Here is a 23159-nt window from a genome sequence, read left to right as displayed (position 1 = left end):
AATGCCTATCCCGATCACGAGCTGGTGTTGCTGACCGATCAGCATCCCGGTAAGGGGTTCGTCTCTTCCTGGGAAGTATTAGAGGCGACCCGCCTCTTTGCCAGGGTGATATTTTACACTCCCCCATTAGATAGACTAGATGGCTGGCTGCCTCTGTTTAAGCTGGCTCGCCAGCTTCGGCAATGTCGCCCTGAAGCGCTCTTTTGTTTACGCGGCCCGCACTGGAACCATGCATTCCGAGACCGTTTCTTTTTTCAGGCGCTTTGCGGAATACCTCATTGCTACGGGGTAACATCTCGGGTGTATCGGGACTTTGGGCGTCGGGATGCTTCGGGAAACTTGATTCCCTATCTACATGAGGCAGACTATTTGTTAGAGGTGGTCGGCAAATCCGGGGTCGCTGTGCCGCAGCCGGGGACCGCGGAGTTTGGATTGCCACTCTCTGATAAAGAACGCTCTCGCATCGATTTGCTCTGGAGCGAAAGAGGGATTCCCGATAGCGCCCTGGCCATCGGTATTGCGCCAGGGTCAAAGATGCCGGCGAAACGCTGGCCCCTGGAACACTTTATCGAAGTCGGCAGGTGGATTCTTGATAATTATCAGGAATCCCGGCTGATGATTCTCGGCGGCTCTGAAGACCATGCTCAAGGCCAAGCCCTTCAGCAAGCCCTCGGCGAAAGGGTAGTGAATCTTGCCGGTGAGTTGAGCGTGCTGGAATCCGCGGAAGCCTTGCGCCGATGTCGTATTTATGTTGGAAACGATACGGGAACCATGCATTTAGCCGCGGCGGCGGGAATCGCCTGCGTCGCTATCTTTTCGGCCCGCGACCATCCTGGCCGCTGGGACCCATATGGCTCAAAACATATCGTGCTGCGTACCGAACCAGCCTGCGCCGGCTGTCTGCTGGAAGTCTGCATCGAGCAGAATATGAGATGTTTGAAAGAGATTAGTGCAGGCAGGGTGATAGACGCCATCCAGAGCCTCATCTTTGCCCCGCAGTGAGAGGCCGAAATGGTTGTCGTATCCTTAAAATTTGCATCAGGGATGGCGAAGCCGGCAATCTAAGTCGAATTCTCTAAGAATGAAACAATCTCTTAAGCTTTGATGTAGGACAAAACACGCATGTGTGGAATTGCAGGCATTCAGCTAACGGCGAGCTTCTTTAGTGATGGGGGCGGGCCGTTCAAGCAAGGAGAAAGCAAATTACAAAAAGTAATGGATCAGATGCTGATGCATGTTCAGCATCGCGGTCCCGATGATCGCGGAGTGGTTATCTACCGCAACCCTGAGGCGGCTATCTCTTTCGGGCATACGCGGCTGTCTATCATTGACCTCTCCCCGTCCGGACATCAGCCAATGTGCAGCGATAATCAAAGATACTCACTGACCTATAACGGCGAGATTTATAACTACAAAGATATCCGCCAGGAATTAAACCTCAAAGCCGAAACATGGCGCTCTCATACAGACACCGAAGTGCTGCTGCGCGCCTACGAACGTTGGGGAGTTGGTTGTCTACAGAGACTCAGAGGGATGTTTGCCTTTGGCATCTGGGATAATCAGCAACAACAACTCATCCTGGCGCGCGATCTTTTCGGCATCAAGCCGTTATATTATTATGCGACACCAGAGGTTTTCGTGTTCGCCTCTGAAGTCCGCAGCCTGTTGGCCGCCGGCCTGACCCCCAAAAAACTGAGTCTTGAAGGTGTTACCTCTTATCTCCAGTGCGGCTCTGTGGAATCGCCCCTGACGATTGTTGAAGGTGTACGGTCTCTGCAACCCGGCCATTACTTAACGGTCAAGCTTGAAGAAGGCAGGTTGCAGATTGACGAAGTTGGATATGCGCCTGAGCTATTTGAATCGGCTTTGAATACACAAGTATCAGATCGCTGGGAAGCGATAGATGTTCTCAGGGCCCGGCTTGAAGAATCCGTCCGGCTCCACCTGGTTAGCGATGTTCCACTGGCGGCTTTTCTGTCGGGCGGCATCGATTCGAGCGCCATCATTGCCCTGATGAGCCGCGTGGCCCAAGAGCGCCCGAAAACTTTTTCCGTCGTCTTTGCTGAAGAGGAATACGACGAATCTTCTTATGCGCACATCATCGCCAAACAATTCAGGACAGATCATCATGAAGTCTTCTTATCTGAGAAAGACCTTTTGAGTACGTTGCCCGGCGCATTGTCGGCAATGGATCAGCCGACCATTGACGGGGTCAATTCATACGTGATTTCCCAGGCGGTCAAACAGGCCGGCATCACTGTGGCGCTATCCGGGCTGGGGGGGGATGAGTTGTTTGCGGGTTATCCGAGCTTTCATCGGATGCGGCGGTTGCAAAAGCTCAAGGTGATCCCACAGCCGTTTAGAAAGGCGGCGGCGCGCATGGGACAGGCGGTGATGGGCGCCTCCGTCCATCACCGGAAGGCATGGGATTTGTTAGCTAACGATGCAACCGCTAAGAGCAGCTACACGATTTCCCGGCGGCTGTTTTCCGATGAAGAAATTCTCGCCTTGCTGGGCAAAGCGAGAAGCCAGAGCCAGCCGCGAGGAGTCGCTGCATCGCTTGGCGAAGTTGATCTCTCTGATCCGTTAAATGCGATTTCGCGTTATGAGCTGCAAGGCTATATGGCGAACACGCTGCTGCGCGATACGGATCAAATGAGTATGGCGCATTCATTAGAAGTTCGCGTTCCTTTTGTGGATTCGGTGGTCACGCCGTTTGTCCTGGGATTGCCGGGCAAATGGAAGATGGATGGCCCGCGCCCTAAACCGTTGCTTCTGGATGTGCTCGGAGGCGTGTTGCCCGAGAAAATCTGGCGAAGGCCGAAGATGGGATTTACTTTGCCGTTTGACCGGTGGCTGCGTTCATCTCTGGAGCCTGAATTGGACTCCATTCTTGCCCAGAATGGCAGGCTAGATCATGTGGGCATCAGCGAGTTTGCCAGTGAGATATGGCAGATATTCAAGCGCAATCCTCAACGCGAGCGCTGGTCACGATCCTGGGCGCTTTACGTTCTCAATAGATGGTGCGAGATCAACGAAGTGGGCTTATGAACATCCTGCACGTTACTCCCTCATTTCATCCTGCGTACGTCTATGGCGGGCCGACCCGCTCGGTCTATGAATTGTGTCGCAGCCTCAATCGCGCCGGTTGCCAGGTGCGCGTGCTGACGACGGATGCCAATGGTCCCGATGCGGTATTAAATATCGATACCACACGGGAGAGCGACCTCGCCGGGTTTCGCGTCCGCTACTGTCATCGGATCAAAGACGTTTCTGTCTCGCCAACGCTTTTACGTTTGCTGCCGGAATATATTCGCTGGGCGGATGTCGTGCACCTTAGCGCCGTCTACTCGTTTCCCACCATCCCGACTTTGTTAGCCTGTCGGGTGTTACGCAAGCCGGTTGTATGGTCGCCGCGCGGGATGTTACAACGATGGGAAGGCACCACGCGTCTGGCATTGAAAGCGATCTGGGAGCGGGTTTGCCGCGTAGTCGCTCCGCCCAAACTAGTGTTGCATGTCACTTCAGAAGAAGAGCGGGAAGAAAGCCTGCCCAGATTGCCGACTGTTAAGATAGAGGTCATCCCGAACGGCATAGAAGTATTCGATAGAATCGCCGCAGTCAATGGCCATAAGATTTTGCGGATTCTTTTCCTGGGCCGCCTGCATCCTCAGAAAGGCATCGAAAATCTACTTGAGGCTTATCGACGCATAGACGGTTGCATCGCGATGCCGCTGTCGCTCACCATCGCTGGCGCCGGCGACCTCAAGTACACGAATCATCTGAAGGAAGAAATCAGGCAGTCAGGACTGTCGGAAAAAGTTCGGATGACCGGCGCCGTCTTAGGCGCAGAGAAAGCGGAGACTCTTAGGAACACCGATGTAGTGATTGTGCCATCATATAAAGAAAACTTCGCGATGGTCGTCGCCGAAGCTCTGGCATATGGGGTTCCGGTCATCGCCAGCACCGGCACACCCTGGAAACGGCTTCCAGAAATAGGCTGCGGCCTTTGGGTGGATAACCAGCCGGAAAGCCTCGCGCAAGCCATTCGAGACATCAGCCGCATGCCATTGCGGGAGATGGGACTCAGGGGCCGCGAGTGGATGCAGAAAGAGTTTGCCGGTGACATCATCGCCAGAAAAATGATGGCGGTTTATCAATCGTTGATCGAGCGACCGGCACCCAACCCGACCATATGAGAATCTGTCTGGTCTCTTCCTGTGGCGGGCATTTGACTGAAATCCGCGCCATGAGGGCCGCCTACGAAGCGCACGACCATTTCTATGTGCTGAATGATCAAATGCAGTTGCCGGCAGACATGCAGAAGAGAACCTATTTCATCCGCCATTCCGAGCGCGACTGGCTCTTCTTCGTCAATCTTTGGGAAGCCTACCGAATCATTCGCCAGGAGCGGCCCGATTTAATCCTCAGCACAGGCGCTGGGCCGGCTGTGCCGTTTGCCCTCGTCGGCAAACTCTTTCGCATCCCGAATATCTTCGTAGAGATTTCTGCGCAGGTCACCGAGCCCTCTTTAACCGGGCGCATCATGTACCACCTCGCCGACCGCTTTTTCTACCAGTGGCGGTCGCTGGAGGCGCATTTCCCGAGAGCGACTTATGGGGGGCCTCTGCTGTGATTTTTGTCACCGTCGGCAACGCGACACAACAGTTTGCCCGTTTGTTGCAGGCTGTCGATGAGCTTTCAGGAAGCGGCTTTTTCAAATCGCAAAAGGTACTCGTGCAGACCGGGCATAACGCATACATTCTGCTCCGCCACTGTGAGCAGCAAGCCTTTCTCGGCTTGGACGAGTTTGAGCGGCACATTCAGGACGCGGAAATGATCATCTGTCACGGCGGCTGCGGCACCCTGCTCTATGCCGCAAGGTCCGGGAAAACCCCGGTGGTCATGCCGCGCCGGAAAAAGTATGGCGAGCATGTCAACGATCACCAGTTGCAACTGGTAAACGAGCTGGCTTCACAAGGCAGGGTTGTGCCGGCTTATGAAGCAGAAGACCTGCCCGGCGCCATTGTCGAAGCCAGGGAGCGCAATGCCCATTCGCCCGCATTGCCGCCGCCGCCAATGATTAATCTGGTCGCCCAGGCGATTAACCAGTTGTTAGGACTCCAGTGATATTGCCCCGATGCCCCGGGCCGTGTACCCGGTGCAAAAGCACGACGGCTTAATTAATAAGGGAATATCTGAAATGATCATACTTGGCATCAATGCCTATCACGGCGATGCGGCAGCGGCCATCGTCCGCGACGGCCAGTTAGTCGCCGCCGCTGAAGAAGAGCGCTTCAACCGGCACAAGCACTGTGCAGGCTTTCCTGCGGAAGCGATTCGCTATTGCCTGAAGGATGCCGGTGTCGAGATCAGCGACGTAGACCACATCGGCATTTCGCGCGACCCATCGGCTCACCTGCACAAAAAGATTCTCTTTGCCGCGACCCGCGCCGCAAAGAACCTGACTTCATTTGACCGGGCGAAAACGCCGTCTGCTGCTACAAAGACACGCGGCCTGTTTAACGCCGTCGCCGAGCGCCTGGCGAATACCGCCAAAGTCCGCGACCTACGGGACGATCTCGCCCGCCAGCTCGGCGTCGCCCGCGCCGCTTTGCGCGCAGAGTTTCATAACGTCGAGCATCACCATGCTCATCTGGCCAGCGCCTTCTTCGTGTCGCCGTTCGAGCGCGCCGCCTTGCTGTCGATTGATGGCTTCGGTGATTTCATCTCGACGATGTGGGGCGTAGGTGACGGCAATGCCATTGACGTGTTAGGCCAGGTCGAGTATCCGCATTCGACCGGCATCGTCTACACCGCGACGACACAATTTCTCGGCTTCCCGCATTATGGCGACGAAGGCAAAGTCATGGGGCTTGCGCCTTACGGCAGGCCGCGCTACATGGAAGCATTCCGCGACATCATCCGCACTGAAGAAGGCGGACGCTTCACGCTCAACCTCGATTACTTTCGCCACCACGCCGAAGGCGTTGACATGACCTGGGACGACGGCTCGCCAACCATCGGGCGTATTTTCTCTGACGAATATGCCAAATGCTTTGGGCCGCCGCGTGAGCCGGGCGCAGCACTCACAGAGCGCGAGCAGGACATTGCTACAAGTCTGCAACTGCGCCTCGAAGAGGTCGGCTTTCATATTCTGAATCACCTTTATGAAACGACCGGACTGACCGATCTGGGACTTGCTGGAGGCGTCGCTTATAACTCGGTGATGAACGGCAAGATTCTGTTGAATACGCCCTTCCGCCGCGTCTACGTACAGCCCGCCGCCGGCGACAGCGGCACGGCCATCGGCGTCTGTTATCAAATCTACAACGGCAAGCTCGGCGGCCAGCGCATGGAGGTTATGGAAGGCGCTTATACCGGCCCAGAGTTCAGCGACCAGGAAATCCGCGCCGAGCTTGAGCGGGCGGGCTTGCGCTATGAGAGCTTTGATGACCGCGAAGTGACGCGCCGCGCCGCCCGCGACATTGCCGATGGCGCGGTGATGGGCTGGTTTCAGGGGCGTATGGAGTTCGGGCCGCGGGCTTTGGGCAACCGCTCGATTGTCGTTGACCCGCGCCGCGCTGATATGAAAGAAATACTGAACGAGCGCATCAAGAAGCGCGAGCCATTCCGTCCGTTCGCGCCCTCAATTCTTGAAGAGTGTGTCGGCGATTACTTTGAGCAGACCCACCCGGCACCGACTATGTTGATGGTTTATCAGATCAAGCCGGAGCGCCGTGCAGAAATTCCCGCGGTCACGCATGTGGACGGCTCGGGCAGATTGCAGACCGTCTCTCGCGCTGTCAATCCCCGTTACTATCAACTCATCGCCGACTTTCGCGAGCTGACCGGCATACCTGTGGTGCTCAATACTTCGTTCAACGAAAACGAGCCGATTGTCTGCACGCCACGTCACGCGATTGATTGTTTCTTGAAGACGCGCATGGACGTGCTTTACCTCGGCAATCACGCCGTCAGGCGTGCATAGCTTCCAATGATTCATCTTTACCGCTAAGCTTACTCAGGAATTACCATGCCTAAACGCGCATTGATTACCGGCATCACCGGGCAGGACGGCTCGTATCTGACCGAGCTGTTGCTGGAAAAAGGCTACGAAGTCTATGGCATCATCCGCCGCTCTTCGTCGTTCAATACCGACCGCATCGATCACCTCTACGCAGACCCGCACGAGCCGCAGACCCGTTTGCGCCTAGTCTATGGCGACCTGAACGATTCCAGCTCGCTCAACACCGTCTTGCGACAGGTGCGGCCCGACGAGATTTATAACCTCGGCGCGATGTCGCACGTGCGCGTCAGCTTTGACGTGCCGGAATACACCGGCGAGATCACCGGCCTCGGAACTGTTCGTTTGCTCGAAGCCATTCGCGAGACCGGCCTGCAACCGAAGTTCTATCAGGCGTCGTCGTCCGAGCTGTTCGGCAAGGTGGTCGAAGTGCCGCAGACGGAAAAGACGCCATTTTATCCTCGCTCGCCTTATGGCTGCGCCAAGGCGTATGCCTATTACATCACGGTCAACTACCGCGAGTCGTATGGGCTGTTCGCCTGCAACGGCGTATTGTTCAACCACGAATCGGAGCGGCGCGGCGAGACCTTCGTGACCCGCAAGATCACCCGCGCCGCCACACGCATCAAGATGGGCTTGCAGCAGAAGCTTTATCTCGGCAACCTCGACGCGCGCCGCGACTGGGGATATGCCAGGGATTTCGTTGAAGCGATGTATTTAATGATGCAGGCCCCGGAGCCAGACGATTACGTGATTGCCACCGGTGAGACGCATTCGATCCGCGAGTTTTTAGACGAAGCCTTCGGACTACTCGACCTTGATTGGCAGGCGCACGTCGAGATTGACCCGCGCTATTATCGCCCCGCCGAAGTTGATCTGCTGCAAGGCGACGCGAGCAAAGCGCGCCACAAACTTGGCTGGGAGCCGACGGTGACGTTTAAAGAATTGGTCAAGCGGATGGTCGATCACGACCTGGGACTTGCGAAACGCGAGCGAATGATCGCCGAGCAAGAGGGCAGGGAGCTCGATGCCAAACGCTGGGGAGCGTTCTAATGCCGATGCCTGGCTGGTTGGCGGATAAACGCATCGCGGTCACCGGCGGCGCGGGGTTCCTGGGGCGTCGCGTTGTCGCGCGCCTTGAAGCCTTCGGCTGCAAGAATGTGTTCATCGTTCGCCGCGATGATTATGACCTGGTTCGCCTCGAAGCCGTCGAGCAACTCTACCTTGATGCCCGCCCGCAGGTTGTCATTCATCTCGCGGCGGTCGTCGGCGGCATCGGCGCCAACCGCGAAAACCCTGGGCGCTTCTTTTACGAGAACCTGATGATGGGCGCGCAGCTCATCGAAGGCGCGCGATTGCACGGCGTCAAGAAATTCATTCAGATCGGGACGGTTTGCAGTTATCCGAAATTCACGCCGGTGCCCTTTCAAGAAGCCGACATCTGGAACGGCTACCCGGAAGAGACCAACGCGCCTTACGGCATTGCCAAGAAAGCCCTGCTCGTGCAGCTGCAAGCCTACCGCGAGCAGTACGGCTTAAACGGCATCTACTTGCTGCCGGTCAATCTCTATGGGCCGGGCGATCAGTTCGACCCCGCGGTGTCGCACGTCATCCCGGCGTTGATCAAAAAGTGCGTTGACGCGATTCGTAGCGGCGATAGCGTGATTGAAATTTGGGGCACGGGCACCCCCACTCGCGAGTTCCTTTACGTAGACGATGCCGCCGAAGGCATCGTGATGGCCGCCGAGCGTTACGATGGCCGTGAGCCCGTGAACCTGGGCTCCGGTAAAGAGATCAGCATTCGCGATCTCGTGCATTTGATCGCCAGGGAGACCGGCTTTACCGGCAACATTGTTTGGGATCGAACAAAGCCTGACGGCCAGCCACGCCGCGCGCTTGATACGAGTCGTGCCGCCGAAGCCTTCGGTTTTCGCGCCCGCACCGATTTTGTCGAAGGACTGCGCCAAACCATTGCCTGGTATCGCGAGAATCATTTGAGCCGATAGCTGTGGCCCACGAGAGAAGACTGAACCTTCACGCTTAATCACGATCACACGAAATGCGCATCATCATTCTCAACCAGTTCTTCTACCCGGATCACTCGGCGACGAGCCAGTTGATGACTGATCTGGCCGAGAGCCTGGTTGAGAAGGGAATCACTGTAACCGCAATTGCCGGGCGGGGACGGTATGACGGCGGCGGAAAACTTGCGGCACGGGGAGATTACCGGGGCGTCAGAATTGCGCGGGCGTGGGCGAGTGGTTTTGGCAAGCGGACGGTTGCGGGAAGGCTCGCCGATTATCTTTCGTTTTACATTGGGGCGACCTGGACGCTCCTGCGCCAGCCGCGCCATGACATCGTGATGGCGCTGACGACGCCACCGCTTATCGGCTTAGTCGCCTTACTCGTTGCTCGCCTTCGACGAATGCGCTTGGTCGCGCTCGTGCAGGACGTCTATCCCGACATTGCGGTTGCGCTCGGAACCCTCAATGCGAACAGCTTGCTGACTCGCGCTCTTGACCGACTGAACCGGTTCGTCCTGCGCAAAGCGGACCGCGTCATCGTGTTAAGCGAGTGCATGCGCCGGCACGTCGTTTCTAAGATCGGGCCAGAGGATGAGACACGGATAGATGTCATTCACAACTGGGCGGATGGCTCTATTCAGCCTCTGGGCGAGGACGAAAACCCGTTCCGCGCGGATCACAACCTGGGCGATGCCTTCGTTATTATGTTTTCCGGAAACTGGGGGCGGGTGAATGACTTTCAAACCGTGCTCGAAGCCGCAAGGCTGCTGCGCGAGCGCCGCGACATCCTCTTCCTGTTTGTTGGTAATGGCGGCAGGGCGGGTGAATTGCAGTCCTTTTGCACTCGTCATCGTTTAGACAATGTTCGAACCCTGGCCTACCAGCCGCGTGAGATGCTGCGCTTCAGTCTTGCCGCCGCCGATGTATCGCTGATTACGCTGGCGCCGGGGCTTGCCGGCTTAAGCGTGCCAAGCAAGACTTACGGCATTATGGCCGCCGCCCGCCCCATTCTATTTGTTGGTGATTTGTCGAGTGAGATTGCCAGCATCATTAATGAAAACGGCTGCGGGACGGTTATCTCGTCGGGCGAAAGCGAGAAGCTGGCCCGCCTCATCGATGCATGGTCGCAAGACAAGACCCCGCTGGTTCAAGCAGGAAGGCGGGCGCGGATGATTTTTGAAAAATCCTTTGACCGTTCCCATGCCGTGATGGCGTATATCCGCAGCTTCGAGAAGTGCCTGTCGCAGTCGGGTTCTATTGTTCCGCGGTACGAGCAATCCGACGCCGTGCGCCCCAAGCGCTCTCAAGGCACGCCTGTGTAAGCACCAGCAGACCACGACATAATGAGCGGCTTCGAATCACCTATTCCACAGAGAGAAATGACCGAGCAACGCACCGCGCGGCCCATACAGATAGAGGCTCATCACCGGATCGCCTTCAAGGCCAATTTCGATGGTGGCGTACTCTACGCCATCGGGATCGACAAAGCTATATCTGTCGCCGCTCGCGAGCCGAATGGTGATCTCGGTGTCTGTGCCAATCTCTTCAGAGATGCTGGAATTGGCCTCGGCTACTACCTTGGGTTTGCTCATCGTGGACTCCCTCCGTTTATTGAGACAATAATTGATCGCATAGCCGCAGATTCAAATCTCGATGCCGCCAATTCTGAGAGCCCGTTCACAACGGTAGTGACTACAGGCGGCGTGTTCGCAAGCTTTCTTGATCAGCACGCCGTTTACGACTCGTGCGCCGAGCCAGGCCAGCTCTTCAGCCGCCTCCCGGTCTTGTATATCTTCTTGATCAAACTGCGGATCGTCAGCTTCTTCAAGCTCTTGAACCTTCTGTTGAAAGACATATTCCGGCGAAGTAATCGTGCCAATCAGAGTCCTTTGATCGATTTCAGTGTCGCAGTAAGTTGGCATTGTTGCTTTCCTTTCTAGGCACAATTGTACGATGTGCAACCGCGGTAAATGTTATAGTATGCACCCGGCTTAGAGTTCTAGGCCAATAAGTCCGGGCACGGAAGCCAGGGTGATCGCAAGGCTATGACGTTACTTTCCGCGGCCAGGAGAATAAGATTCGCTGTTCGGTGAATTAAGAATACCAGCCATCTAAGATACTAAAACTCGGTTTAACTTCAACGGTCGGGTCCGCAACAATCACGCCTGTTCAACTTGAGGTTTTGTAAAGGTCATCGTGGACGCAGACCATTATGAACTCTTTTGAAGGCCACGTTAATGAACACTTCTTGCAGTGCCTTCACTTCTACTCGGCTACTAAGGCCGTGTATGAAGGGGAGGAAGGAGCGGTACAGGACAACGAATCTGACCGGGCGATCAATCTTTTCTTAAATCATTCGCATTGCCTGACATTATTTGCTTATTCGGCTCACTTTGTTAGTGATAGGCTCGACGCGCTTTGAAATCGGTACACGTTGAGGCCATGCCGTCCAACATTAATTATTGCCTGACCGGGCCTTAGACTATATAAGGTACTTGCCCGCGCCACGAAGTGCCCGTAGAATGATCGCGATGTATCGGCCCTCGCGAGTTGCCTTTGCCCCGGCGTGTTAGTTGTAAATGGTGAAATTGTCGCTAAGCTGGTGAAAGCCGTCGGATGGCACTGCGGCTAATAGTCACTCAGTCCACTGCCAGACCGTAAAGCGCCGGCTGCGTCAGTCGTCATTGGTTAACCGAATCTCCGACAGGAGGTTGTGTTCGATGTCAGCAGTCTACCTCGCTGTATTCGTCATCTGTACGCTACTCTCTTTTGTCGTGACTCGCAGAGTCCGTAATCTGGCGGCATCGCGCGGTTGGGCCGCCACCGCTCCCTCGGGGCACCACATTCATCAATCGCCGGTGCCGCGCCTCGGCGGCGTGGCGATCTTTACGGCCTTTATCTGCGCCATCGCCCTGGCGGTGACGGTCTCCGCGGGCTTTGCGTTAGACACCCATCTGGTTTCAAGACCGGTTTACTGGATACTTGGAGCGGCGAGCGTCGTCTTTCTGCTTGGTCTTTTTGACGACGTTTACAGTGCGCCCCCGGTGGCGAAGTTTCTGGTCGAGGGACTGGCCGCCGTGATGCTTTACTTCGGCGGCTTCGGCTTCTTTTCGGTGCCGCTCACGGGCGGGCCGCTCGCCGGCTGGGCGTCGCTGGCGCTCACGATTCTCTGGGTGTTGCTGATTACGAATGCTTTTAACCTGATCGATGGAATTGATGGGCTGGCCGCCGGCTCAGCGTTGTTTTCGACGTTGACCGTCTTTGTGATCTCGCTGGCTTCGAGCAACTCGATGGTATCGATTCTCGCGCTGGCGCTGGCCGGGGCGATTCTTGGATTCCTACGCTTTAATTTCAACCCGGCGACGATCTTTCTCGGCGATTCGGGAAGCTTATTTATCGGCTTTATGTTGAGCGCGTTGGCGCTCGCCGGGACACAGAAATCCTCTACTGCCGTCGCCGTCGCCATCCCCGTGGTGTCGTTCGGGCTGCCGATCCTTGAAACATTGATTTCGGTCATCAGGCGCTTTATGAACGGCCAGCCGCTGTTTGTCGGAGACCGTCAGCACATCCACCACAAGCTGCTCGAACGGGGACTGACGCAGCGCCAGTCGGTGATTATTCTTTATGCGGTTTCGGCGCTCTGCGGCCTCCTAAGCTTGCTGCTGCTGAACCCCAGCGGCCCGACCGTCGGCATCGTCCTCTTCGTCATCGGCGCCGGCGTCTGGGTCGGCGTGCAGCACCTCGGCTACCACGAGTTCTTTGAGATTCGCCGTGTGGCGCAGCGCACCATCGATCAAAAGAAGATCATCATCAACAACCTGGCAATCCGGCGCGCCGGCGAGGGGTTGTCGGGCGCCGGCAGCCTCGAAGCGATTTGCAAAATCCTCGGCCAGGCGTTCGAGGCCAACGATTTTGACCGCTTTCATCTGGAGCTGCCGCCGTGGCGCTATCGCTGCGCCAGTGATCTTTCCCCACACAGTCAGTTTGACGGCCCGTATGCATGGCAGAAGCAAACGAATGAAATCAGCTTTGAACGCAGCCATCTGCCGGCCTGGAGCCTCAAGCTCGAATTGCTTGATGCGGCACAACAATCGGTCGGCGCGTTTACGGTCTACCGCGCCTGCAACGATAAGCCGCTGCTCGTAGACATCAACCTGCTGACGACGGAATTTCGTGCCGCGCTGGCCGCGGCAGTGGCGCGCGTCACTGAATCGGCAGACGACAAGCCGCCACTTGCCGCCGGCATGTAAGCGGTTTACGCCACCTGCTCGTCAGCTTGTCGTTTAATCAGAGTCTCGCCTGAGTCGGTTTGCGCCCCCTGCGCCGTGGTGCGTCACGTGCCGCGGTGAATTTCTGATCCTCCATCACCCCGCCACGCTCCCACCTGCCTGCCAACCCTCCCGCAGAACTCGCCGAATTCGCTTTGACAGTTTTTCAGGTTGCGAATATTATTGGCGAGTCACCCCGGCTTTTTTCTAGACAGGTAAGTACAAATCCGCAGGCATTCAGGTTATTCTCGTGGAGCGACTATGGAAAGACTCCTAGACACCTACGCGCCCAGAGCGCGCCAGGAAGATCTTGTCATTGAAGGGCTGGGCGGTGAAACATTGGTTTATGACATGCGCACGCACAAGGCGCATTGTTTGAATCACACGGCGGCGCTCGTCTGGAGCCGCTGCGATGGCCGGGCGACAGTTGGCGAGATGGCCAAGGTGCTTGAAAGCGAGTTGAGTATGCCGGTGCGCGCTGAGGTCGTATGGCTTGCGCTTGAGCAACTCGGCAAAGCGCAACTCTTAGTCAGTAACCTCCCCAAAACGATGAGTCACCGAGCGCTATCGCGCCGCGACGTCATACGAAGGGTAGGAGTCGGGGCCATCGCTCTGCCTCTGGTCGCGTCAATTCTTGCGCCGACCGCCGAAGCAACCGTAACCTGCATCGCTCATAATTCTACATGTACACAAGGCGGCACACCCTGCTGTGACGCCGCACCTTGTAATTGCACCGGGATGATCTGTCTATGTGGGTAGCCGCAAAAGTCTTAATGAAGCGGTGAACGGGGGAGGGCAGCCCAATATAGAACCCATTAATAGCATCCTACAATCTCGCCACGTCTGCATACAGCATGGTCACAGACAACGGCAATCATGATGTTAGTCGTTTAATGGCTGAGATATTGGCTCAGTCTTGGAGAGAGTGTTGTCATTCGAGTGGCTTCTCCCTCGATGTTATTTCATATGCGGCTTCAACGCTGCTGAAGAGCGGAACGGCGGGCCTGGTATGGCTGCGGTTACAACCCACAACGCCGCAACTAGAGAGTCTCCTCTTACCATTCCGGGAAGCCTATGTCTCGCACACCATTCACGCCGCTTACTATGAAACACAAGCCCGACGGGCCTTTGCATTCTTCCGCGCCAATGCCATTGAGCCGGTACTGGTAAAAGGTTGGACTGTAGGCCGGCGCTATCCTGCCAAGGGGCTCAGGCCCTATGGTGACATCGATCTTGCCTTTCGTGAATTGGATTATCCGAAAGCCCTGGAACTGGCCGCTACGCCAGAAGCCCGGCGCTTCAATCTCGACCTGCACAGAGGATTAGAAAATCTGGATTGCCGCAAATTCGATGAAGTCTTCGAGCGTACACAGCTTGTCGAGCTTGGCGACACACGGGTGCGCATCCCGTCTGATGAAGACCTCTTGCGCATCGTCTGTCTACACATGCTCAGGCATGGCGGCTGGCGACCGCTGCAATTCTGTGACATCGCCGTGCTCGTCGAAATGCGGTCACCGGAGTTTCGTTGGGACATCTGCGTAGGCCGTAGCCGCCGCGAGATCAACTGGGTTTCAACGGCCATCGGCCTGGCGCATCATCTCGTAGGCGCAGACATCGAAGGCTACCCGTTTGCGGCGCAGGCGCGGCGGGTGCCGCGCTGGATGATCGCGCAGGTGCTGAAGTCCTGGGAGACGCCTGAGCCGACCAGTAATGCGCCGCTCAGTTATGGCAAGCCGATGCGCGAATACCTCCGCAATCCGCGCGGCTTGTGGGGCGCGTTCAAGCGCCGCTGGCCCAACCCCATCGAAGCGACCTACGCGCTGAACGGGTCGTTCAACAACCTGCCGCGTTTCCCCTACCAACTGGCCGAGAGCCTGCGCCGCGCCGCCCGCTTCCTCTCGCCTCGCACCTGACCTGTCGGGTCGATAATTCCCACAGATACCCTTGCCATCCGGCGGGCGGTTAGTGTAAAACCACGGCTGCCCGGCTCGACGAATTCAGATTGCCATGATCCTATGGAATAGCAGGGGCAGTCCGTCCGCGTGCCTGCATCTCGCAAGCGTCTTTGCCGTTATGGAAACCATCGAAGTACCCATGCATGAATCTTTGCTGGCGGAAGTTGACTGCGCGACCGAGCAGCTTTCGATGACGCGGGCCGATTTTGCGCGCCTTGCTTTAGAGCTTGCCTTGCGGAACCAGAAAACCATTGCGCTGGAGCGCCAGCATGCGCAGGGCTACTCCCGTTGCCCGGCTACGCCTGGGGAATTTGACGATTGGGAGCCGGAGCGAGTGTGGAGCGAGCCGTGAAACAGGGCGAGGTCTATTGGTAGTAATTCCGCGCTCCTGACAAACGCCGCCCTGTGCTGATTATGACGCGAAGTTCGGCACTACGATTCTTGACCGGCATCACCGTTGTACCAATCACCACGACTATTCGTGGAATTCCGCCGGAAGTTTTACTCACGCCTGAAGCTGATGGAGTGTTTGCGGAGTGTGTCGTCAACACAGACAACCTTCAGACCGTGCAAAAGGCGAATCTCGTCGAATTCATTACTGAGCTATCGCCGGATAGGATGCGCGAGGTTCGCACCGCCATCGAATTCTCTTTGGGGTTTGACGCATTGCTGTAAGCGGTGCATCTGGACTACGAGTCATCTGGCCGAACCCCGTCGAAGCAACCTACACGCTGAACGGATCGTTCAACCGCCTGCCACGCCTCCCCTACCAACTGGCGGAGGGCCTGCGCTGCGCCGCTCGATTCCTTAATCCACTAGCCTGAGTCAGACAAATCAGGTGGCTTTGCACAAATAATCGCTTTTGCACAAAAAGCCGTGAGTTGCACAAAAAGTCAGCCCGCCTAGTATAGCATCCTACCCGCCTGAGAATCCCGCCTCTGTAACTTCCGGCTTGCATTCCGTGTGCGTTTGGCTACAATGGCGCAGACAGATACTAGGCTGCCACAAGAGCGGCGCAAGTTACTTTGATTTTGCTTGTCGCTTAGGCTCTGTATCGGAGCAGTAACAGCAGCCCAAAGACAGCTAGTAGCACTTCGGAGCCTAAACCTTTAGGCACATCATTCCCCGTTGCTGCGGTTCGCGGATGGTCGCTTTCATCGCAAGTGCAGTCCATGTTGTTACAAGGATCACAGTAACCGCCACCCGCTACGTTGTGTCCGCCCAAAGCGGGAAAGGACAGGCAGAGCATGATCACCGAAACAGCCAAAAGCCTTTTCATAGTTTCCTCCAAGCCGCGATTGTATCAAGCCCTACTTAAAGGGGTAGGCAGTTACGAGGCATTAGGGAAACGGCTTTTGGGGCGACTCAAAGCGGCCTATGCTTTTCGTCAGATTGAGCAAGTGAAAGAGCTTGCAACAATACTTACCAACATCCCGATTAAAGAATATCAACTCATCGGGCAATATTATCTCGTATGGTGTAACTGCCGGGAATCTGTATTCAAAGCGGAAGCGTTAGAAAACCTCGCCAGCCAGACTCACACATACAACGCTAAGGTTCTATTATCAAGAGCGGCGATTGACATTTATCGGGGCAAATTTGAAGCGGCTTCGTACTTCCATAATGAAGCTCTAAAGACTTCCCCCGCCGTCCCTGATTACATCTATATAAAATTAGGCATTGCCCAGGTGAAGGGCTTTGAAGGCTTCCATCAGGCAGCTTTGAACGATATAGAAAACCTTATCCCAATGATGCGGTATGCAGAGCCGATACGGTTTTTTGAAACGCTCAACTCCTATGCTACCGAACTCGGCGCGGTAGGCCGGTTTTATGAGGCTCGTAACATCATGCGCGCTGTCCTTGCATCCCCATTCGCCTTCGCCTATCCTGAGTGGCGCGAGACAGGGGAGGAATTGCGCGGGGCGAATCGTTCATCTGTCGCCCTCAGCACGTCGCGTTATAATGTGCTGATCATGCCGGAACGCGAAGCGAGCGAGCCACGATTTGAGCCGAAACCAGCACGAGTCTTAGACCTGAGCAAATGGAAAAAGAAAATGGTTAAAGATGACGATAAGGGCAAGATAGATACCAGCAACATGACGGCGCAAGACATGGCCATGAAACTGCTCGAATTGATTACCCAGAATCGCGGCGACTATAAACAGATGCAGAAGATTTTAGATTATGCAATCAAAGTCTTTTCGGAGCCGCGCAAGCCTTCATCGTAGCTATCACGATAGGTAACAAGCGCACCCCTTTCGGGACAATAAAAATTTCAGGCACGACCCACAGCCTTACGCGGCGTCATCCGACCATGCAAAGATTGAAACGCCTCATGGCATTTGTCCTTGTAAAGGATTGACGATTGTTTAGTCCTCATTCCCATGATGGAATCCTCCATTGCCGCGGACTTGCTTCTATCTTGGCCTGCCCTTTTCCACCTCCTCTTAATCCCATAGAGTAATCTGGAACAGTCTTTGTAATCAGAGTGGGTTGTAAGCTGAAGACGATATGTTTTGAGGAGTTTAAATTACTTTTTCGTTGATTTCAACCGGATGAACCCCCTGTTTTGTGACGCAATGTGACGCAGAGATTTCTTGCAGCCTTCTTGATGAACTGAAGTCGTTCACATTCGGGTAGCGCAATTGCTTGGACTTGTCTCCTGTAGGCTTATCATCCTACCAAAGCGGCGACAGCAGTGAGAGGTGCCAACCCCCCGTTTTGTCGCGCAATGTCGCGCAAGGGCAACTTGTGGGCCTGTAGGCGGCTCGAAGCAATACGCTATGAGATGGCATAGGCAATTTGGGCAAGGTCCTTTAGATTCATCTTCCTGACAAAGTGGCCATATCTGGTGTGCTAGGGGCTACCCCCTATTTGTCACGCATTGTCACACAAAGTTTTTTGTCATCCTGAGTGACACTTCTTTCGTGATGGAAAAACAGGCTTTTAAAGCAAGGCCATATTACGGCGACCGCTCATCACAACCTTATAGAAATAGAAGAAACTTAAATGTAGGTCCGCTGATTTGCGAAGCCCTAGTCCGTTCAGTTTTTGCTTGCAAATCCCTCGGGCGCGGGTGTAAAACCTGCATGGCTGATTCACAAGGTTGTAAGGGCGAGGTTATTCGCTTGGTGGAACAGCAGCGCACAGCGGCAAGACGCTGGGTGACAACGAAAGCATTGAGATGTCTTTAGCCGCAGATTGAGGTTTTCAACCGCGGTTAAGAGGCTCGCCAGATGATGGCGAATTAGGAATGCGGTTGCAGTATCTTCTTCATGACCGCGCCGCTCTCGCTAAAGAAAGCTCATGATGCTGTTTTCTTTAGGGTAGCGCCTTCCCCACGGCAGTCGATTCGCTCGGGCCTGCGAGCGCAGGCAAGAATTCCGGCCGTTCAACTCGAATGCGAAGAATTGCGCGACCGCTCAAATATGTGCGGGCGGCGCACAGGCATCCAGTTGGTAAGGTGTAAAAGCTCGCAGTTTTTAGTCTTAGTTTAGTAGGAGCCCCCATGAAGTCAGTTAATAAGTTTGTGACCGCGGTAGTCCGCAATCCCTGGATTGGTGCGACTGTCACCTCCCTGAACCCCCCGATTTGTAACGCTATGTCACGCAAAGAATCTTTGATCCTTTTATTGACAGGAATTTACGAAGGTCATGTGCGGCTTTTGCAGGCAGAACAGCCTGTTGTATCGCGACAAAAGCCAGGTTTAGGTCGCGTTTCCCCCTGCAAAATAGCCTTGTCGGCCTCATTGACCCGCGAAACTCACCCGATTACAGCCCTTATTCTTCACGACGGCGGTACAGAGCCTGAAGCCTTTGGCGAGTTAATTCCGCGTAGCCGAGTGGCATAGTCCCAATCGGCGAACATCGCGATAGCCGATGATCGCTCAAATCAGCAGCTTGATCTTGCAGCGATCTAGTAAGCACAAATGGAAGCCCCTACGGAGGAGTATATGAAGAAAGCAGGATTCTTCTTGGCCACAGCATTTTGCACTCTGTTGTTGAGTGCAACGGCATGGGGACAGACAACTATTGCTCAACAAGATTTTGAATCAACACCGGCAACACCCACATGGACTTTTACAGGATCAGCTAATACGGTCGCCGGCAGTAGCGGGTCAGGTGATAGACCAGCAAGTTCAACTTTTTATACCAGTTCAAACACGGCAATGTCTGCGCTCAATGGAACCACAACGGTTACCTTCTCCAACATAAATCTCTCTGGTTATACAAGCGTCGTAATAACGTTCCGTGTCGCTGCATTTTCTATTGGGTCAACCAATGGCATGGACGGTACCGATACTGTTATCGCCGCGGTCAGTACTGACGGTGGAACAAACTATTCCACTCAAGTAACAATTAGTGGGAATAATAATGCATTCTGGCACTACACCACTGGCACAGGTAACGCTTCAACCACTTTAGGAACACCTATCTCTGTTGCTCCTTCTAATGGTGGTGCGCGAACAACAGATGGATATAGCACTGTGACTATTAATGTTCCTGATGGGACTTCTCAAGTGAGTTTAAAGATAACTGCTACTAATAATTCGACGAGCGAACGCTGGTGTATTGATGATGTTAAGATAACTGGCACGACGGGTTCTTGCACGACTCCTACGACACAAGCGAGTGCACTTATTTTCAGTTCAGTTGCTTCAACCTCAATGACGGTTGGTTGGACGAACGGTGATGGCAGCAAGAGAATCGTAAAGATTAATACGAGCAACTCTTTCACTAATCCTGTTGATGGAACTGACCCTTCAGCTAATGCGGCTTATGGTGGCTCTGGTGAACAAGTTGTTTTTAATGGAAGCGGAAGCAGTGTTAGCGTGACGGGGTTAAGTGCAAACACGACATATTTCTTCAGAGTCTATGAGGCTAACTGTAGCGGGTCTACCATCAAGTTCCTGACAGCGACGGCTACTAATAATCCAAATAGTCAGGCGACCGCTGTTGACCCGGCGACCATACAATTCCGCAGCGCAGCTTCTGGGAATTGGAATTCGACAGCGACCTGGGAAAGCTCCACAGATGGAACGACCTGGTCAACTGCTACTCAAACGCCAACGTCTACTAACAGCACCATCACTATACGCGCTAGTCATACTGTTACAATCACCGCCAATGTAACTGTTGATCAAGTGACTGTTAATACCTCAGGGCAAATTAGCCTCAATAGCAGTGTTACTCTAACCGTCGCGGACGGATCAGGAGCCGACCTGACAGTCAACGGCACTTTAGTAAATGCGGGAACAATTTCACAAACAGGTAGCATAGTCTTCGGCAGTGGAAGCAAGTATCAGCATAATCAAGATGGCGGTGCGGGTCCTACTGCGACTTGGGACACGAACTCCACATTTGAAGTTACAGGCTGGATCAACTCAACCTCCACGAATCTATTTTCGAGTTCAGCTTCCTACGGAAACGTTACTTGGAATAGTTCAGGACAAACGGCGACTTATCAGGCAAGCGGTACTTTGGTTACCGTAAATGGCAATTTGAGAATTGTGAATACTGGCTCTGCCGCAAACGGGTTCAGACTATCTTCAACCAATGGCTATACGATCAACATAGGTGGGGATTTAATAATTGAGGGCGGTATTCTAAACATCTCCAACGGCACAGGAAATACCTGTACGGTTAATTTGAGTGGTTCCTATAATCAATCTGGAGGAACCTTCAATCCTAATGCGACTTTGAGTTTTAATTTCGCAGGCACAAGCAAAACCTTTACGCAGTCGGGAGGCACACTGACAAACACCAACATAAATTGGACAGTGAATAGTGGCGCTTCCATAACCCTAAATAACAATCTGGCTGTTGCAACCGGAAAGAGTGTAACAGTTAATGGGACACTTGATTGTCTTACCAATGTCATTTCGGGAGCAGGCTCTGTCGCTATTAATAATGGAGGCACTTTGAAGGTCGGATCGACGAGTGCCTCGGGTGCAATCAACGGAAATATAACTGCAACGGGAGGGGTAACACTCAATAGCGGAAGCACGGTTGAGTTTAAGGGAACAGCAGCACAATTCGTAGCAGCAAGAACCTTCAGCAACCTGACCGTAAATAATTCCAACGGCGTTACACTCAATGCCGATATAACTGTAGACGGCACGCTGGCGCTTACTAGCGGCGATATAACAACCGGAGCGTTCACACTTTTTATGGGCGTCAATGCGCCCAATTCGACAGGAACCGGCGACGTGGTCGGCAGTGTCAACCGCTCTGATCTCAATGGGGGAACCACTAGGAGTTTCGGAAATCCGTTTGTGCAGATCACGGAAACGGCTGGGACGGTTAACGATATCACTGTGAACTTAATCAAGGGCTCGACGCCGAGCGATTTTCTCAATTCAATCAAGCGGGTATATACAATCACGGTGAACAACGGCACTAACCTTGCGGCCACAGTTCAGTTGCACTACCTCGATAACGAATTGAACGGCAACACAGATGAGTCCATGCTTCAGCTCTGGAGAAAAGATGCTACGCTCGGCTGGCAAGCAAAAGGCAAGGATGTCTCGGGCGGTAACGATGCTTCAAACAATTGGGTGAAGCTCAGCGGCGTCACCCAGTTTTCTCCCTGGACGATCTCAGGGCCGAATGCGCCGACGGCGGTCGAGATGATGGGCTTTAATGCCGTAAGCGATGAGAGCGGCAATGTCTTGATCGAATGGCAGACCGGCACAGAGGTCAATAATCTCGGCTTCAACATCTACCGCGAGCAGGCGGGGCAGCGTGAGAAGGTTAACCCGACGCTCGTCGCCGGGTCTGTGCCGCTTGCGGGCCGCACCGTGATGACTGCCGGTATCAATTACAGTTGGGTGGATAAACTGGCAAGCGCAAAAGAAGAGGCCATCTACTGGCTCGAAGATGTTGACCTCGACGGCACAACGACCCTGCACGGCCCCTTTAGCGTCTTGCCGGTCGGGAAGCTTCCGGCGCGCGCCGATAGTTTGTTGCTCAGCCAGGTGAATGCCAGTGCTGCTAACGCTGACGCCGTGCGCATCCTGCGACCGGGAAGCGCCGCAACTGACTCGGCTGCGCCTGTGCGCCTGTCGTCAGGTGACCTGCAAAAGCAATGGGAGATTGCCGCAAAGGCCGGCGCGAAGATTCTGATCGGCAAACCCGGCTGGTATCGCATCACTCAGCCGCAACTTCTAGCCGCCGGCTTTGATACTTCAAAAGACCCCCGCTTCCTGCAACTCTTCACCGATGCCCAGGAAGTCCCACTCATCGTCAGCGGCGGCCTCGGCGGCAGACTTGAGCCAACGGATTTCATCGAATTCTACGCTCAGGGCCTCGATACCCCTTCGACCAATCGCCGCGCTTATTATCTCACCAACGGCGCGCTGCCCGGTCGCCGCGTCTCAGTCGTCTCGGTCGGCAAAGGCCGCGAAACCCGCAATCGCAGCTTTACTTCAACCGTCGAGCGGCGCGACCGTTTCCTCTACTTCCCTTCGATCAACAACGGTGAGGCTGAAAACTGGTTCGGCGCCATCGTTTCGCCGACGCCTTTCAATCAACCCATCTCGGTCGCCAAGCTCAACCAGGCAGCCTCGGATGACGCCCTCCTCGAAGTCGCCTTGCAGGGCCTCGGCTCTTCGACCGGCCCCGAACACGCCGTCCGCCTTCAGCTCAACGGCCAGGAGATCGGCGCGATGTCGTTTACCGGCCAGCAGCATCAGGTGGCGCAATTCCGCATCAATCAGCGCCTGCTTCAAGAAGGCAACAATCAACTCACCTTCACCTCGCAAGGTGGCTCGGACTTCAGCGTCATTGACTCGGTCAAACTGAGCTACGCGCATCGCTTCGTCGCCGATCAGAACAGTCTGCTGCTGTCGGCTGCGGGCGGCGAGATGGTGCAGGTGACAGGGTTT

At 54.8% G+C, this 23159-nt stretch carries 18 protein-coding genes and 1 pseudogene; 17 read left to right on the top strand and 2 right to left on the bottom strand.

Annotated features, from left to right (window positions below; genetic code table 11):
- Window positions 1-378: 378 nt before the first annotated feature.
- The 9 genes from VJ464_02115 to VJ464_02075 all read left to right on the top strand — a co-directional run bounded on the left by VJ464_02115 (window position 379) and on the right by VJ464_02075 (window position 10373).
- Window positions 379-1002: a glycosyltransferase family 9 protein gene (locus tag VJ464_02115; GenBank protein ID HKQ03899.1), complete on the top strand. Its 624-nt coding sequence runs from the start codon at window positions 379-381 to the stop codon at window positions 1000-1002.
- 120 nt (window positions 1003-1122) lie between these two features.
- A complete protein-coding gene (gene asnB / locus VJ464_02110) occupies window positions 1123-3051 on the top strand; it encodes an asparagine synthase (glutamine-hydrolyzing) (protein ID HKQ03898.1) in 1929 nt (642 codons plus the stop codon).
- Window positions 3048-4199, top strand: coding sequence for a glycosyltransferase (locus tag VJ464_02105; GenBank protein HKQ03897.1), 1152 nt, complete (start codon window positions 3048-3050; stop codon window positions 4197-4199). The genes asnB and VJ464_02105 overlap by 4 nt, the downstream gene beginning before the upstream one ends.
- Window positions 4196-4636, top strand: coding sequence for a PssD/Cps14F family polysaccharide biosynthesis glycosyltransferase (gene pssD / locus VJ464_02100; GenBank protein HKQ03896.1), 441 nt, complete (start codon window positions 4196-4198; stop codon window positions 4634-4636). Before VJ464_02105 ends, pssD begins: the two co-directional genes overlap by 4 nt.
- Complete coding sequence (locus tag VJ464_02095; protein ID HKQ03895.1) at window positions 4633-5130, top strand: glycosyltransferase; 498 nt, start codon at window positions 4633-4635, stop codon at window positions 5128-5130. The genes pssD and VJ464_02095 overlap by 4 nt, the downstream gene beginning before the upstream one ends.
- A 73-nt stretch (window positions 5131-5203) precedes the next feature.
- Window positions 5204-6991: a carbamoyltransferase C-terminal domain-containing protein gene (locus VJ464_02090; GenBank protein ID HKQ03894.1), complete on the top strand. Its 1788-nt coding sequence runs from the start codon at window positions 5204-5206 to the stop codon at window positions 6989-6991.
- 45 nt (window positions 6992-7036) lie between these two features.
- A complete protein-coding gene (gmd, locus tag VJ464_02085; GenBank protein HKQ03893.1) occupies window positions 7037-8080 on the top strand; it encodes a GDP-mannose 4,6-dehydratase in 1044 nt (347 codons plus the stop codon).
- 5 nt (window positions 8081-8085) lie between these two features.
- Window positions 8086-9033: a GDP-L-fucose synthase gene (locus VJ464_02080; protein ID HKQ03892.1), complete on the top strand. Its 948-nt coding sequence runs from the start codon at window positions 8086-8088 to the stop codon at window positions 9031-9033.
- 53 nt (window positions 9034-9086) lie between these two features.
- Window positions 9087-10373: a glycosyltransferase family 4 protein gene (locus VJ464_02075; protein ID HKQ03891.1), complete on the top strand. Its 1287-nt coding sequence runs from the start codon at window positions 9087-9089 to the stop codon at window positions 10371-10373.
- A 36-nt stretch (window positions 10374-10409) separates the two neighbouring features.
- Here the strand turns inward: VJ464_02075 and VJ464_02070 are convergent, their stop codons facing one another.
- On the bottom strand, window positions 10410-10643 hold the full coding sequence (locus VJ464_02070) for a hypothetical protein (GenBank protein HKQ03890.1): 234 nt from the start codon (window positions 10641-10643) through the stop codon (window positions 10410-10412).
- 51 nt (window positions 10644-10694) lie between these two features.
- On the bottom strand, window positions 10695-10973 hold the full coding sequence (locus VJ464_02065; protein HKQ03889.1) for a hypothetical protein: 279 nt from the start codon (window positions 10971-10973) through the stop codon (window positions 10695-10697).
- Window positions 10974-11771: 798 nt separating this feature from the next.
- On the opposite strand from VJ464_02065, the gene VJ464_02060 reads away from it, so the two are divergent.
- The 8 genes and pseudogenes from VJ464_02060 to VJ464_02025 all read left to right on the top strand — a co-directional run.
- Complete coding sequence (locus tag VJ464_02060; protein HKQ03888.1) at window positions 11772-13301, top strand: MraY family glycosyltransferase; 1530 nt, start codon at window positions 11772-11774, stop codon at window positions 13299-13301.
- 279 nt (window positions 13302-13580) lie between these two features.
- Complete coding sequence (locus VJ464_02055) at window positions 13581-14078, top strand: PqqD family protein (protein ID HKQ03887.1); 498 nt, start codon at window positions 13581-13583, stop codon at window positions 14076-14078.
- Window positions 14079-14173: 95 nt separating this feature from the next.
- Complete coding sequence (locus VJ464_02050; GenBank protein HKQ03886.1) at window positions 14174-15232, top strand: nucleotidyltransferase family protein; 1059 nt, start codon at window positions 14174-14176, stop codon at window positions 15230-15232.
- Window positions 15233-15392: 160 nt separating this feature from the next.
- Window positions 15393-15626, top strand: a complete 234-nt coding sequence (locus VJ464_02045; GenBank protein ID HKQ03885.1) for a CopG family transcriptional regulator — start codon at window positions 15393-15395, stop codon at window positions 15624-15626.
- Window positions 15627-15676: 50 nt separating this feature from the next.
- Window positions 15677-15949, top strand: a pseudogene (locus VJ464_02040) (type II toxin-antitoxin system PemK/MazF family toxin).
- A 572-nt stretch (window positions 15950-16521) separates the two neighbouring features.
- Window positions 16522-17502 (top strand): hypothetical protein, encoded by a 981-nt coding sequence (locus VJ464_02035; protein HKQ03884.1) that lies wholly within the window; start codon window positions 16522-16524, stop codon window positions 17500-17502.
- Between the two features lie 1280 nt (window positions 17503-18782).
- Window positions 18783-19124 carry a hypothetical protein gene (locus VJ464_02030; GenBank protein HKQ03883.1) on the top strand — a complete coding sequence of 114 codons (342 nt, stop codon included), beginning with the start codon at window positions 18783-18785 and terminating at the stop codon, window positions 19122-19124.
- 102 nt (window positions 19125-19226) lie between these two features.
- The coding region (locus VJ464_02025; protein ID HKQ03882.1) for a fibronectin type III domain-containing protein at window positions 19227-23159 on the top strand (3933 nt) is incomplete at its 3' end.

The sequence above is a fragment of the Blastocatellia bacterium genome, from assembly GCA_035275065.1.
In the GTDB taxonomy this organism is placed as follows: Bacteria; Acidobacteriota; Blastocatellia; order UBA7656; family UBA7656; genus DATENM01.
The sequence above is the reverse complement of the archived record's forward strand: the minus strand, read 5'-3'. Positions and strand labels throughout refer to the sequence as shown.

Bases quoted from the DNA above. Each gene is read 5' to 3' on its own strand.
- asnB (HKQ03898.1), top strand. From the start codon at position 1,123: ATGTGTGGAATTGCAGGCATTCAGCTAACGGCGAGCTTCTTTAGTGAT.
- VJ464_02105 (HKQ03897.1), top strand. From the start codon at position 3,048: ATGAACATCCTGCACGTTACTCCCTCATTTCATCCTGCGTACGTCTAT.
- pssD (HKQ03896.1), top strand. From the start codon at position 4,196: ATGAGAATCTGTCTGGTCTCTTCCTGTGGCGGGCATTTGACTGAAATC.
- VJ464_02090 (HKQ03894.1), top strand. From the start codon at position 5,204: ATGATCATACTTGGCATCAATGCCTATCACGGCGATGCGGCAGCGGCC.
- gmd (HKQ03893.1), top strand. From the start codon at position 7,037: ATGCCTAAACGCGCATTGATTACCGGCATCACCGGGCAGGACGGCTCG.
- VJ464_02080 (HKQ03892.1), top strand. From the start codon at position 8,086: ATGCCTGGCTGGTTGGCGGATAAACGCATCGCGGTCACCGGCGGCGCG.
- VJ464_02075 (HKQ03891.1), top strand. From the start codon at position 9,087: ATGCGCATCATCATTCTCAACCAGTTCTTCTACCCGGATCACTCGGCG.
- VJ464_02070 (HKQ03890.1), bottom strand. From the start codon at position 10,643: ATGAGCAAACCCAAGGTAGTAGCCGAGGCCAATTCCAGCATCTCTGAA.
- VJ464_02065 (HKQ03889.1), bottom strand. From the start codon at position 10,973: ATGCCAACTTACTGCGACACTGAAATCGATCAAAGGACTCTGATTGGC.
- VJ464_02060 (HKQ03888.1), top strand. From the start codon at position 11,772: ATGTCAGCAGTCTACCTCGCTGTATTCGTCATCTGTACGCTACTCTCT.
- VJ464_02055 (HKQ03887.1), top strand. From the start codon at position 13,581: ATGGAAAGACTCCTAGACACCTACGCGCCCAGAGCGCGCCAGGAAGAT.
- VJ464_02050 (HKQ03886.1), top strand. From the start codon at position 14,174: ATGGTCACAGACAACGGCAATCATGATGTTAGTCGTTTAATGGCTGAG.
- VJ464_02045 (HKQ03885.1), top strand. From the start codon at position 15,393: ATGGAAACCATCGAAGTACCCATGCATGAATCTTTGCTGGCGGAAGTT.
- VJ464_02035 (HKQ03884.1), top strand. From the start codon at position 16,522: ATGATCACCGAAACAGCCAAAAGCCTTTTCATAGTTTCCTCCAAGCCG.
- VJ464_02030 (HKQ03883.1), top strand. From the start codon at position 18,783: ATGAAGTCAGTTAATAAGTTTGTGACCGCGGTAGTCCGCAATCCCTGG.